Annotated in this window: 18 protein-coding genes; 15 read left to right on the top strand and 3 right to left on the bottom strand. The window is 61.2% G+C overall.

Annotated elements, in window-relative coordinates:
• Positions 1-12 precede the first annotated feature (12 nt).
• The gene (locus CV_RS10540) at positions 13-315 is read right to left on the bottom strand and encodes a helix-turn-helix domain-containing protein (protein ID WP_011135702.1); all 303 of its coding nucleotides are present in this window, start codon (positions 313-315) and stop codon (positions 13-15) included.
• Positions 312-785, bottom strand: coding sequence for a hypothetical protein (locus CV_RS10535; RefSeq protein WP_043596028.1), 474 nt, complete (start codon positions 783-785; stop codon positions 312-314). Before CV_RS10535 ends, CV_RS10540 begins: the two co-directional genes overlap by 4 nt.
• Positions 786-896: 111 nt before the next feature.
• Here CV_RS10535 and CV_RS10530 point away from each other — a divergent pair, with 111 nt between their 5' ends.
• Positions 897-1,169: a hypothetical protein gene (locus CV_RS10530; RefSeq protein WP_011135700.1), complete on the top strand. Its 273-nt coding sequence runs from the start codon at positions 897-899 to the stop codon at positions 1,167-1,169.
• Positions 1,170-1,371: 202 nt separating this feature from the next.
• On the opposite strand, the gene CV_RS10525 is transcribed toward CV_RS10530, so the two are convergent.
• Positions 1,372-1,614: a DNA-binding protein gene (locus CV_RS10525; RefSeq protein WP_011135699.1), complete on the bottom strand. Its 243-nt coding sequence runs from the start codon at positions 1,612-1,614 to the stop codon at positions 1,372-1,374.
• Between the two features lie 77 nt (positions 1,615-1,691).
• On the opposite strand from CV_RS10525, the gene CV_RS22865 reads away from it, so the two are divergent.
• From CV_RS22865 to CV_RS10460, 14 genes are all read left to right on the top strand, one after another.
• On the top strand, positions 1,692-2,165 hold the full coding sequence (locus CV_RS22865; protein WP_218567015.1) for a hypothetical protein: 474 nt from the start codon (positions 1,692-1,694) through the stop codon (positions 2,163-2,165).
• A 26-nt stretch (positions 2,166-2,191) separates the two neighbouring features.
• A complete protein-coding gene (locus CV_RS23505) occupies positions 2,192-3,265 on the top strand; it encodes a hypothetical protein (protein WP_147296133.1) in 1,074 nt (357 codons plus the stop codon).
• A gap of 50 nt (positions 3,266-3,315) precedes the next feature.
• Complete coding sequence (locus CV_RS23500; RefSeq protein ID WP_011135696.1) at positions 3,316-3,834, top strand: hypothetical protein; 519 nt, start codon at positions 3,316-3,318, stop codon at positions 3,832-3,834.
• Between the two features lie 109 nt (positions 3,835-3,943).
• A complete protein-coding gene (locus CV_RS10510) occupies positions 3,944-4,354 on the top strand; it encodes a M15 family metallopeptidase (protein WP_011135695.1) in 411 nt (136 codons plus the stop codon).
• Positions 4,354-4,584, top strand: coding sequence for a hypothetical protein (locus CV_RS10505; RefSeq protein ID WP_011135694.1), 231 nt, complete (start codon positions 4,354-4,356; stop codon positions 4,582-4,584). The genes CV_RS10510 and CV_RS10505 overlap by 1 nt, the downstream gene beginning before the upstream one ends.
• Positions 4,577-5,170 (top strand): hypothetical protein, encoded by a 594-nt coding sequence (locus tag CV_RS10500; protein WP_011135693.1) that lies wholly within the window; start codon positions 4,577-4,579, stop codon positions 5,168-5,170. The genes CV_RS10505 and CV_RS10500 overlap by 8 nt, the downstream gene beginning before the upstream one ends.
• Positions 5,163-5,369: a TraR/DksA family transcriptional regulator gene (locus tag CV_RS10495; RefSeq protein ID WP_011135692.1), complete on the top strand. Its 207-nt coding sequence runs from the start codon at positions 5,163-5,165 to the stop codon at positions 5,367-5,369. Before CV_RS10500 ends, CV_RS10495 begins: the two co-directional genes overlap by 8 nt.
• On the top strand, positions 5,366-5,749 hold the full coding sequence (locus CV_RS10490; protein ID WP_011135691.1) for a hypothetical protein: 384 nt from the start codon (positions 5,366-5,368) through the stop codon (positions 5,747-5,749). The genes CV_RS10495 and CV_RS10490 overlap by 4 nt, the downstream gene beginning before the upstream one ends.
• Complete coding sequence (locus CV_RS10485; RefSeq protein ID WP_011135690.1) at positions 5,746-6,054, top strand: hypothetical protein; 309 nt, start codon at positions 5,746-5,748, stop codon at positions 6,052-6,054. The genes CV_RS10490 and CV_RS10485 overlap by 4 nt, the downstream gene beginning before the upstream one ends.
• Positions 6,054-6,623, top strand: coding sequence for a DUF3486 family protein (locus CV_RS10480; RefSeq protein WP_011135689.1), 570 nt, complete (start codon positions 6,054-6,056; stop codon positions 6,621-6,623). Before CV_RS10485 ends, CV_RS10480 begins: the two co-directional genes overlap by 1 nt.
• Positions 6,620-8,224, top strand: coding sequence for a hypothetical protein (locus CV_RS10475; RefSeq protein ID WP_227590080.1), 1,605 nt, complete (start codon positions 6,620-6,622; stop codon positions 8,222-8,224). Before CV_RS10480 ends, CV_RS10475 begins: the two co-directional genes overlap by 4 nt.
• The gene (locus CV_RS10470) at positions 8,221-9,687 is read left to right on the top strand and encodes a DUF935 domain-containing protein (RefSeq protein ID WP_011135687.1); all 1,467 of its coding nucleotides are present in this window, start codon (positions 8,221-8,223) and stop codon (positions 9,685-9,687) included. Before CV_RS10475 ends, CV_RS10470 begins: the two co-directional genes overlap by 4 nt.
• Positions 9,680-10,516, top strand: a complete 837-nt coding sequence (locus CV_RS10465; protein WP_011135686.1) for a phage head morphogenesis protein — start codon at positions 9,680-9,682, stop codon at positions 10,514-10,516. The genes CV_RS10470 and CV_RS10465 overlap by 8 nt, the downstream gene beginning before the upstream one ends.
• Positions 10,513-10,971, top strand: a complete 459-nt coding sequence (locus tag CV_RS10460) for a phage virion morphogenesis protein (protein ID WP_011135685.1) — start codon at positions 10,513-10,515, stop codon at positions 10,969-10,971. The genes CV_RS10465 and CV_RS10460 overlap by 4 nt, the downstream gene beginning before the upstream one ends.
• The last annotated feature ends 78 nt before the right edge of the window (positions 10,972-11,049 follow it).

Raw genomic sequence — 11,049 nt, 5'->3', positions numbered from 1 at the left:
TCGGAACTCCTCTTATCGTTCAATCGTGATGCGGGTGGTCAATTCGTCCAGGCGGCTGCGAGCGGCCTCCAGGCTGCGCAGGATCGCCACCGCGTGTTGGGCCAGCTTGACCGAGGGGCGGATGCGGCCGGTTTCCGGGATGCGCTCGGCAAAGCCGGCTTCTTCCAGCGTGGCCACGTAGCGGGTGATGCTGGACGGCGACAGGTCGGTGGCCTTGGCCAGTTCGCCCGGCGTCAGTCCGTGGGCGAAGTGGCCCAGCATCACCGTCAGCACGTCCAGCACCTTCTCGGAGCTCTTGTTGGTTTGCACGCTCATGGGTTCAGCTCCAGTTCCGGCTGCATGTGCCGCTCGACATTGCGGTGGTGCCAGGCCAGGCCCTCAAGGCCTTGCTGTATCGCTGCCAGGGTGTCAGCCTCTTGGCCCTTGCCTTGGGAGAACTTCAACAACTGGCCGATTGCGTCGTTCAAAATCTGCTGTAGCACCTGGATGTCCTCGGCTGAGGCATTGCGGCCGGTGGGCATGTCGATCAGCAGGAAGCCGCCGCTGGCAGCCAGCCAGCGCGTGGCATAGTTGATGCCGCATACCGCCTCGTAGGCGCGTACCAGGCAGATCGGCATGCGGCCGTTTTGAATCCACTTGTAGAGGGTCCAGTGGTCGGCCAGGCCCATCTGCTCGGCGATCCGCTCCACCGACAGGTTGTGCCGTTCCCTCGCAAAGTCTTTGCACAGTTCCAGCGCGTGGCGCAGCGAGCTGGGCTGCAGGCGCTTCCAGTTGCGGCGACTCATTGGAATGTCCTCCAGGACAGTTGCTCCAAACAAAATGCCGTTTTGCAGCTGGTGCAACGGGTTTGCACCGCATAGCATGAACAGCGGATAATCCACACAAGGGAGCAAGCCATGATGAAGGACCTAGAGGCCAGGCTGCAGGCGCAGATCACCGCGCAGAACCTGATGATTGAGGCGCTGCTGGATGCCGCCATCCGGTCGGGCCAACTAGACCCGCGCGCGTTGGTCGATAAGCTGGAAAAGTTCGTCTCCGCGCCGAAGGCCAGCTTTGTCGACCACAATGAGATTGCGGCGGTAATGGGCGAAGTGGGTGCGTGGGCAGACATGATCAGCGGCCGTTACTTGGAGGTTAAGGACAGTTCGCCGGAGCGCAGCCTGCGGTAAACCTGTTGCAGGCTGATCCCCAGGCACGGAGACAGGCTCTCTGCCTCAGCGCGCTGGGCTGCAGTCAACTGCAGCCGCTGGTGCAATGCGGATTGCGCACGCAGTGCCGATAGAGAGTCCGGCAGAAACAGCGCGTCGGCGACGACCGGGATAGCACTGGGCTTGCTCGAATCAGTCAGTAGTGACTTGGACATGACGGGCCTCATGCGGCAACACGGCGACGGGACTGAGCCAAAGCATTGGCCGGGTCGGTGCAGATCTCACCGGCCTTGATGCCAAGCTTGACCGCGATTTCGTGTGCTTGGCCGCGCACACACTTCTTCCGGCCGCCCAGAACTTCGAACACCAGGTTCGGAGAAAACTTGTTTGCGATGGCCCACTGGGTGATGGAAATCCCTTTGGCCTGAAGCTCGGCTCGGGCCTCTTCGGGGGTGCGTAGTTGCATGGATAGCTCCTGGTTAAGGGGCGGCGGCGCTTAGGAGAGTGCCGCTTAAGTTGCCGTTCGTGGTGGGACGGTGTGACTTGATTATGGTAACTAAAAAGTTACCTGTCAATCTGATTGGAGAGCTTTTAGTGTCTATTGGTGAACGCCTGAGGGAAGAGCGCGAGCGTTTAGGCTTCACGCAGCCCGCTTTTGCTGGGTTGGCAGAAACAACCAAAAAAAGTCAGATTGACTATGAGAAGGACGTGACCCAACCCAAGGCGGGCTATCTAGCCGCAATCACAAAAGTTGGGGCCGATGTGCAGTACATCGTGACTGGTATGCGTTCTGCCCAAGCTCTCTCAAGCGATGAGCAGGAGTTACTAGCACTGTTCCGCGCGGCACCCCTTGAAGTGAAAGCGACCATCGTCGCAGGCTTGAAAGGAGGCGTTCGGCCATCGTCCGGCAGTAAGATTTCAGTCGGCGGCAGCTTCCATGGTCAAGTAGTTGAGGGCGATGTCACTAATACGGTCTCTGGTGGCATGCACATAGGTGGAAAAACCGGAGAGAAGTAAATCTGTACGTAGTCGAATTGTCCTGAATGACAGGTGCAATTTTTGGTAAAGCTGGTAGCGTAGTTAGCTCGAAGAGGCTGGCGGATGGCTTCGTTCCATTCGCCAGGTTGAGCGGCACGAACGAAAGCAACACCGTGGACGAACGAAACCAAAACCAGAATGTGCAAGGCGATTTTAACGGGCAGTTAGCCAACGGCAATATCAACAACCATATCTACAGCGGCCAAGAACGTGAGCGTCTCAACCCTGCTGAGGTTTGGCCAATCAAGATTAAGGGTCGTCAGTTGATTGAGATGACCGGGAAAAATAGTGCAGAGATTTGGGGGCGACTCAAGGACATTCTTGGCGAAGGACACAATGAACTGTTCAAAGATCAAGAAAAGGCGGCTCATGCCATTCTTGATCTGTGGATTGAGCAAGCTAATTTTCGTGGCGAAGATTCTGCAGGGTTACCAGCAGGCCTGCTGATACAGCTAAGTGAACTGAAGGCCAAGTACACAGAGGCACAGTCGACAGAGCAAAAACTGCGAAAGCAGTATGCCGACACTACAGATCGGCTGCGCCATTCCCAGCAAGCCTATTCCAATCTTGAACAACAACATCGTCAACAAACCGCGTCACTTAACGCTCTCTCCGATCAGCTAAGACGAAATCAAGGAACCATTCGTCGCCCCCAAACATGCCCATCGTGTGACGCTGCGGCAGTTAAGCTCGCCAGTACACGCAAGGGGGTTTTCACCGCCTCTATAATGGCTGGTCTTGCAATCGCCACAACTATCGTTTTGGGCTATTGGAGTTATCAAGCATCGAAGCGAGCCAGCTCAGCAGAAATGCTTATCCGCAATTGCGAATTCCATGGCAAGACATATAGCATCGGTAGCATCATCGATAACCCACAGGCCGATGACGTGCAATGTGTAGCCTCTCCCCAAGGTGGACAACCTAGCTGGCAGACTATCAAACCTTCAAAGCAAGCTACTCAGCACAAAACACCCATCAAGAGCCATCCAAAACGTGTAAAGCACTCCTCCATCAATCGGAATCTGCCCACGCAAGCGGCTGACCCCGTGCCTGAGGAGGTTAATCAGCAGCTGTTCTAGCCATATCCGAGACAGAAATCCTTATCGCTCTACATAATAAAGGCTCCGTGATGAATAAAATTACCTTCGCTCTTGGTCTATGCGTACCATTGCTTGCTACTGCAGCCAGCCCACCAGATGCTAGTCGTTACATTCAGGAATTGGATGCAGCGATGAAAGTGGCTCAAAAGACATTAGCTACTGGAGAGCTGAAAGCTATCAACACTCAAAGCCGAAGCTTTAGTCAGTTACAGTCTCGTGGTGAAATATTTGGGAAAAGTGTCTTTGACGAACCTTTTGGCCGTTGCTTTGCTGCTGGGGTACATGCGCAAGCTTGGTGGCAAGCGCAACTTGCTGCAGCTCAAAGGAGAGGCACAGAGGCTAATCCAGGCTGGATAAAACGGGAGCTGGCAAGCTACCAGGAAAACAAAACTGAATGCCTCAGGGCGGAAAAAAACAAAGGCAAGCTTGCCACCGAGCAGATCGCGTCTACCAGTGATACTCCTCCGCACAAAGGATGCTTGGCAGTGTTAGGAGTGAGGGCTGACGGTAATGTTGGTACCGTTGCCTACACTTGCCCGAAGAAATAAATTCTCGTCATAGGCTCAATGGCAAAATAACCTTAAACCCCTTTAAAGGCCCCTCCGAACATGCCACCCGAAAATGGGTGGCATGTTTCATTTTGACAGGAGGGAAACCATGGCAAGCCGCCGACTCGAAGACCTTCACCCGGACCTTCAACCCCTGGCGCATTCGTTTTTGCGCCGTTGCACCGATGCCGGACTGGATGTCCTGATTTACTGCACGTACCGCTCGGGGGCAGAACAGGACCAGCTCTACGCCCAGGGCCGCAAGGGCAGTCCCGGCCCTATTGTCACCAATGCCCGCGCCGGCCAATCCGCTCACAACTTCACCATCCAAAACCGTCCCGCTGCGCGTGCGTTTGATGCCGTGCCCATGGTGGGCGGCAAGCCACAGTGGGACCAGAAACACCCCCATTGGCAAATCATGGGCCGGATCGGAACCGAGCTGGGACTGAACTGGTATGGCAAGCCCACTGCGCCGTTCCGCGAATTCCCGCATTTCGAATTGCCGCGGGGGTACCAGTAATGGGCCTGGCCGATCTGATCCAAAACCCCGCCACCGGCCGGCTGAGCCACAGCAAGCTGTGGGCCAACGTGGCCTGCGCCGCAGCTACCGGCATGTTCGTTTACCAAGGGGTGGCCGGCACGCTGACCGCCGATGTCTGGCTGATCTACCTGGGCGTGGTGGGAGGCTATTCCGCAGCCCGCAGCTGGATCGCCACCAAGCGTGACAGCAAGGAGGCCAACAATGCTTAGCGCCAACCCCTTGCTGCTCAATGTCCTGCGCGTGGCACTGTGCGGCGTCACCCTGGGTGTGGCGGGATTCGTCGGTTACGGCAGCGGCCAAGGCCAAGCTACCCGCATCTATGAGGCCAAGATGGCCAAGCAAGAAGCCGCGCATGCTGCCGAATTGCTGCAGAAGTCTGAGAAACAAAACCAGGTGCTGGCGGCGGCCCATGCCGAGCAAGCGCACCTGAACGACCTGGCGCACCAGGTGGGCTGGCAGCTGTTGCAAACCCAGGGCCAGCTGGCGCGCAGCCAGGCCCAACTCCGCGAAAGGATCGCCGATGCGACACGCAATGATGGCCAGGCTTGGACTGGTCTTGGCCCTGACAGCCTGCGGCTCTACCGCGCCGCCCTCGGCTATTCCGAGCTTGATCCAGGTCTGCCCGCGGCCGACGCCGGAAATGCTGGTGATGCCGGTCAAGCCAGCGCCGCCGAGCGCGGGTTACCGCCCGCAGACCTACTGAACCACGCGGCCGACTATGGCCGCTGGTGCCAGGAGCTGGAAACCCGTCTGGAAAGCTTCATCCGGCTGCACCAGGAGGCCGACCATGGATGAGTTTGACCGCGCCCAGGAGCTGGAGGCGTTGCACCTGGCGGCATCCTTGGCGGCTCAGACCGCCGCCAGCCGGCCGCTGGGCGCCAGCCTGGCGCAATGCGACGACTGCGGCGAGCCCATCCCGGAAGCCCGCCGTCAGGCATCGCCAGGCTGCACTCGTTGCATCGACTGCCAAACCCTATCGGAGGCCGGACGATGACTATCGGCTGGACAGAGGCTACCTGGGCCATGGGTCTGGTAATTGCCTGGTCTGGGGCGCTGCTGGGTGTGATCCGCGCCATGTTGACGCGCTTGGTGGTGGACATGGACAAACGGCTGGATAAGCAATCCCACGATATTGCCCGCTTAGATGGAGAGGTGCAGCGCCTGCTGGCAGAACTGCCTTTGCATTACCAGCGCCGCGACGATGCTATCCGCGAGCTGACTGTGCTGGTGGCGCGTATTGACGCGGTGGGCACACGCCTAGACGGATGCGTGCGGCGCGACGACCACATCCGCAGCGAAACCGTTCTGCATGCCAAGCTGGACGCAGTGGCGGCCCGGCTGGACAAACTGATGAACAAGGAGAACCGAGCATGAGCAAAGCCATTGAACAAACGGAACGCGAAACCGCTCGCTGGGTGGCACTGGATGCGTTGTATCACGGCGGCGGCTATCCAGTAGCCGAGCGCTTGATCTTATCGGTGTTGGAAGCGGTGCCGTTGCGCGCCAGCGCCGCCGACATTCGCGCTCACTTGGCGTATTTGGAATCCGCCGGACTGGCCGAGGTAACCGAACTGCCGGATGGACGAGTGACAGCGCGTATCGAGCGGGCCGGCGTGGACGTAGTGGAATACAACGCGGAGTGTCCGGCCGGCATCGCTCGCCCCAAGAGGTACTGGTGATGGCTCGTAGGAACAGCGTCGAGCAACTACCGCAGGCCGTGCGCGACTGGCTGGACAAGGCCTTGATGGACGGCAACTTCAGCGGCTACCAGCTGCTGGAGGGGACATTGCGCGACAAGGGCTTCGCCATCAGCAAGAGCGCAATCCACCGCTATGGCCAGAAGATCGAGCGCCGTTTTGCCGCCATCAAGGCCAGCACCGAGGCCGCCCGCTTGCTGACAGAAGGCGCGGCCGACGATCAGGACGCCCGCTCCGAGGCGGTGATCGCCCTGGTGCAGACCGAAATGTTCGAAAGCATCGTCAATCTGCAAGAGGCCAACGAGGAAGACATCAAGCCGGAAGACCGCATAGCGCTGCTGTCCAAGGCCGCCAAGAACATCGCCACGCTCGCCCGCGCCAGCGTCAACCAGAAGAAATTCCGTCTGGACGAGCAGGCCCGCATTGAGCGCGAAGTCCGCGCCAAGCTGCTGGCCGAACAGGAAGAAAAGCTGGAAGAACTTCGCGGTGCCGATGGCATGAGCGAGCAGATGGAATCCCGTATTCGTCGCATCCTGCTGGGGAAAGAATGATGGCCCAGCCACCGCTCAAGCCGCTGGGCGCGCCGCGCAAGATCGACCTGGCCGAAGAGATGGAGCTGGCCGGCGTGGTGGTGCCGCAGGACGTGGCCGATGCCATCCCGGCCGAACAGCCGGTGTTTCTGCCGTACCAGCAGCGCTGGTTCGAGGACGAAGCCCAGATCATGTTCGCGGAGAAGAGCCGCCGCACCGGCCTTACCTGGGCGGAGGCCGGCCGCAACGTGGTCAAGGCCGCCCGGCCGCGCCGGCGCCAGGGCTGCAATACCTTTTACGTGGGCAGCAAGAAGGAAATGGCGCTGGAGTACATCGCCGCCTGCGCACTGTTCGCCAAGGCCTTCAACGAGCTGGCCCAGGCCGATGTCTACGAGCAAAGCTTTTGGGACGAAGGCAAGCAGGAGGAAATCCTCACCTACATGATTCGCTTCCCCAAGAGCGGTTTCAAAATCCAGGCGCTGTCCAGCCGGCCGTCCAATCTGCGCGGCCTGCAGGGCGATGTGGTGATCGACGAGGCGGCTTTCCACGACTCGCTGGAGGAACTGCTCAAAGCGGCGCTGGCGCTGACCATGTGGGGCAACAAGGTGCGGCTGATCAGCACCCACAACGGCGTCGAAAACCTGTTCAACCAGTACATTCAGGAAGCGCGCGAGGGGCGCAAGGACTACAGCATTCACCGCATCACCCTGGATGACGCCATCGCCGATGGCCTGTACCAGCGCATCTGCTACGTCACTGGCCAGATCTGGTCGCCGGAGGCGGAAAAGAAATGGCGCGACGACCTGTACCGCAATGCGCCGAATAGGGAGTCGGCCGACGAAGAATATGGCTGCATCCCCAAGCACAGCGGCGGCGCCTGGCTGTCCAGAGCACTGATCGAATCCCGCATGTCAGCCGATACGCCGGTATTGCGCTATGCCTGCCCGAATGGCTTCGAGCTGCTGTCTGACCATGTCCGCCATGCCGAGTGCAGCGACTGGCTGGAGGTCAACTTGGCGCCCTTGCTGACCCAACTGCCTGTCGACGCCATCAGCTTCAACGGCGAAGACTTCGGCCGCACCGGCGACCTGTCGGTGCATGTGCCGCTGATCCAGCAGCAGAACCTGGTGCGCCGGGTGCCGTTCATCCTGGAGCTGCGCAATGTGCCGTTCCGCCAGCAAGAGCAGATCGCCTTTTACCTACTGGACCGCCTGCCGCGCTTCATGGGCGGCGCCTTCGACGCCCGCGGCAACGGTCACGCCTTGGCTGAGTTCGCCATGCAACGCTACGGCGCCAGCCGCATCCAGCAAGTGATGTTGACCGAGAGCTGGTACCGCGAGCATATGCCGCCGCTGAAGGCGGCGCTGGAAGATGGCGACCTGGTAGACCTGCCCAGGGACGCCGACATCCTGGCTGACCTGCGCGCCGTCCAGGTCATCAAGGGCGTGCCGCGCATCCCGGATGTGCGCACAACTGGCGAAGACCAGGGCAAGCGCCACGGCGACGCCGCGGTGGCGCTTGCCCTGGCGTACTACGCCAGCCGTGAACTCAACAAAGGCCCGGTGTCGGTGAAGTCACGCCGCCGCCGCACCGCCACCCGCATCACACAGGGGTACGCATGAAAGCAAAGGGCATGTGGGTCAGCCCCACCGAGTTCGTCCAGTTCGGCGAATCGAGCTCCAGCCTGTCCAGCCAGATCGCCACCCGCTCCAGGAGCATCGACTTCTACGGCCTGGGCATGTATCTCCCCAACCCGGACCCGGTGCTGAAAGCGTTGGGCAAGGATATCAAGGTCTACCGCGAGCTGCGCGCCGACGCGCATGTGGGCGGCTGCATCCGGCGCCGCAAGGCGGCGGTGAAGGCGTTGGAATGGGGGCTGGATCGTGACCAGGCCAAGAGCCGGGTAGCCAAGTCTGTGGCGTCTATCTTCAACGACCTGAACCTGTCACGCATCATCGGCGAGATGCTGGACGCCATGCTCTACGGCTACCAGCCGATGGAGATCATGTGGGGCAAGGTGGGCAGCTACCTGGTGCCGGTGGACATCGTAGGCAAGCCGGCCGACTGGTTCATCTACGACGAGGGCAACCAGCTGCGCCTGCGCACCAAGCAAGCCCCGCTGAAGGGCGAGGAATTGCCCGCGCGCAAGTTCCTGGTACCGCGCCAGGACGCCAGTTACGACAACCCCTACGGCTTCCCCGATTTGTCCATGTGCTTCTGGCCCACCACTTTCAAAAAAGGCGGCCTCAAGTTCTGGGTGCAGTTCACCGAGAAGTACGGTTCGCCCTGGCTGGTCGGCAAACACCCGCGTTCGGCATCGACACAGGAAACCGACCTGCTGCTGGATAGCCTGGAAGCCATGGTCCAGGACGCCGTGGCGGTCGTCCCGGACGACTCCAGCGTGGAGATCAAAGAGGCCGCCAACGGTGCCAACAATGCCGACGTCTACGAGCGCTTGCTCCATTTCTGCCGCTCCGAGGTCTCCATCGCGCTGCTGGGCCAGAACCAGACCACCGAGGCCAGCGCCAACCGCGCCTCGGCCCAGGCCGGGCTGGAGGTGACCCGCGACATCCGCGACGGCGACAAAGAGGTGATCGAGGAGGCGCTGAACCAGCTGGTGCGCTGGGTCTGCGAGCTGAACTTCAACGGCGGCGACCGCCCGCGGTTCGAGATGTGGGAACAGGAGCAAGTGGACGAAGTCCAGGCAGGCCGCGACGAGAAGCTGACCCGCGCCGGCGCCACGTTCACCCCGGCCTATTTCAAGCGCGCCTACAACCTGCAGGACGGTGACCTGGTGGAGACCGCCAAGCCAGAGACCAGCGCCGAGTTTGCCGAAGCCGACGAAGAAGCGCCGGACCAGGACGCGCTGGACGCGGCGCTGGATGCGCTGTCGGCCGACGAGCTGCAGGCGGACGCCGCCGCCATGCTGCAGCCCTTGTTCGACCGCATCCAGGCCGGCGCGCAGCCGGACGAGCTGCTGGGCAGCCTGGCCGAGCTATACCCGGACATGGGCGCCAGCGGCCTGCAGGAGCGCCTGGCGCGCGCCATCTTCACCGCCAAGGTCTGGGGACGGCTGCATGGCTAAGGTCGATCTCGCCTACTGCATGAAATTGCCCCCAGAGCAGGCCATCCGTTACCTCAAAGCCAAAGGATTCGCCATCACCTGGGACTGGGAGGAGCTATGGCAGGACGCCCAGGCCCAGGCGTTCACAGTGGCCAAGGTGACGCGGCTGGACATCCTGCAGGACATCCGCGACGCCGTGGAGAAGGCGCTGGCCGAAGGCAAAACGGTTGCCTGGTTCAAGAAAGAGCTGACACCGGTCCTCAAGGCCAAGGGCTGGTGGGGGAAACAGGAAGTGCTGGACGAAGACACTGGCGAAGTGCGCGAGGTGCAGCTGGGCAGCCCCAGGCGGCTGGAAACCATCTACCGCACCAACCTGCAGACCGCGTACATGGCAGGCCGTTGGCAGATCCAGATGGAGAACGTGGCCGACCGGCCGTACTGGATGTATGTCGCCATCCGGGACAGCAAGACCCGCCCCAGCCATCGCGCTTTGCATGGCCGCGTGTTTCGCTACGACGACCCGTTCTGGCAATCCTATTACACGCCGAACGGCTGGGGCTGCCGTTGCCGGACTATCGCGCTGTCGGCCGACGATCTGGAAGCGCGCGGCATTCAGGTTGAGTCCTCGGCCGGCCGGCTGGGCACCGCGCTGCGCACGGTATCCGAGCGAACCGGCGAACAGCGAGAGGTGGCCACCTTCCGCACCATAGACCCGCTTACCCGGCGCGAAGTCAGCATCTCACCCGATGTGGGCTGGAGCTACAACCCCGGCGCAGCGGCCTGGACGCCGGACCTGTCGCGCTATACCGGAGACCTGGCCAAGCTGGCCGGAAGGGAACTGAGGTCATGAGCGACTTTGTCAGCATCGTCATCCAGGACGACCAGGTGCAACGCGCGCTGCGCCGGCTGGAGTCATCGGTGGCCGACATGACGCCGGCCATGCGCGCCATCGCCGCCTCGTTGGCGTTCATCACCGAGGAAAACTTCGAAGCGGAGGGCCGGCCGAGCTGGACGCCCAGCCAGCGCGCCACCAACGATGGCGGCGTCACGCTGCAGCACCGTGGCCAACTGGCGGCCTCGGTGGTGACTGCCTACGACGCCTACTCGTCGCAGATCGGCAGCAACCTGGACTACGCCCGCATTCACCAGCTGGGCGGCCACGCTGGCCGCAACCAGGCGGTGGAGCTGGAGCCGCGGCCCTACCTGCCGATGAATGAGGACGGAGAGCTGCAGCCGGAGGCTGGCGAGGCTGTCATCGGCGCGGTGATGCGCCACCTGCAGCGGGCCGCAGGTACTGGCATGTGATAGTTCTTACACGAAGCTGTTGTGCATCGCCCTATACGAGGTCATGGGGCATTCCGCCCTGACTCGCAAATAGGAGAT

It is taken from the genome of Chromobacterium violaceum ATCC 12472, assembly GCF_000007705.1.
GTDB classification, from domain to species: Bacteria; Pseudomonadota; Gammaproteobacteria; order Burkholderiales; family Chromobacteriaceae; genus Chromobacterium; species Chromobacterium violaceum.
This window is presented reverse-complemented; position numbering and strand designations above follow the sequence as displayed.

Coding starts and splice junctions, on each gene's coding strand:
- CV_RS23505 (WP_147296133.1), top strand. CDS start 2,192: ATGACAGGTGCAATTTTTGGTAAAGCTGGTAGCGTAGTTAGCTCGAAG.
- CV_RS10510 (WP_011135695.1), top strand. CDS start 3,944: ATGGCAAGCCGCCGACTCGAAGACCTTCACCCGGACCTTCAACCCCTG.
- CV_RS10465 (WP_011135686.1), top strand. CDS start 9,680: ATGGCTAAGGTCGATCTCGCCTACTGCATGAAATTGCCCCCAGAGCAG.
- CV_RS10475 (WP_227590080.1), top strand. CDS start 6,620: ATGATGGCCCAGCCACCGCTCAAGCCGCTGGGCGCGCCGCGCAAGATC.
- CV_RS10490 (WP_011135691.1), top strand. CDS start 5,366: ATGACTATCGGCTGGACAGAGGCTACCTGGGCCATGGGTCTGGTAATT.
- CV_RS10535 (WP_043596028.1), bottom strand. CDS start 785: ATGAGTCGCCGCAACTGGAAGCGCCTGCAGCCCAGCTCGCTGCGCCAC.
- CV_RS10495 (WP_011135692.1), top strand. CDS start 5,163: ATGGATGAGTTTGACCGCGCCCAGGAGCTGGAGGCGTTGCACCTGGCG.
- CV_RS10470 (WP_011135687.1), top strand. CDS start 8,221: ATGAAAGCAAAGGGCATGTGGGTCAGCCCCACCGAGTTCGTCCAGTTC.
- CV_RS10460 (WP_011135685.1), top strand. CDS start 10,513: ATGAGCGACTTTGTCAGCATCGTCATCCAGGACGACCAGGTGCAACGC.
- CV_RS23500 (WP_011135696.1), top strand. CDS start 3,316: ATGAATAAAATTACCTTCGCTCTTGGTCTATGCGTACCATTGCTTGCT.
- CV_RS10480 (WP_011135689.1), top strand. CDS start 6,054: ATGGCTCGTAGGAACAGCGTCGAGCAACTACCGCAGGCCGTGCGCGAC.
- CV_RS10530 (WP_011135700.1), top strand. CDS start 897: ATGATGAAGGACCTAGAGGCCAGGCTGCAGGCGCAGATCACCGCGCAG.
- CV_RS10505 (WP_011135694.1), top strand. CDS start 4,354: ATGGGCCTGGCCGATCTGATCCAAAACCCCGCCACCGGCCGGCTGAGC.
- CV_RS10525 (WP_011135699.1), bottom strand. CDS start 1,614: ATGCAACTACGCACCCCCGAAGAGGCCCGAGCCGAGCTTCAGGCCAAA.
- CV_RS10485 (WP_011135690.1), top strand. CDS start 5,746: ATGAGCAAAGCCATTGAACAAACGGAACGCGAAACCGCTCGCTGGGTG.
- CV_RS10500 (WP_011135693.1), top strand. CDS start 4,577: ATGCTTAGCGCCAACCCCTTGCTGCTCAATGTCCTGCGCGTGGCACTG.
- CV_RS10540 (WP_011135702.1), bottom strand. CDS start 315: ATGAGCGTGCAAACCAACAAGAGCTCCGAGAAGGTGCTGGACGTGCTG.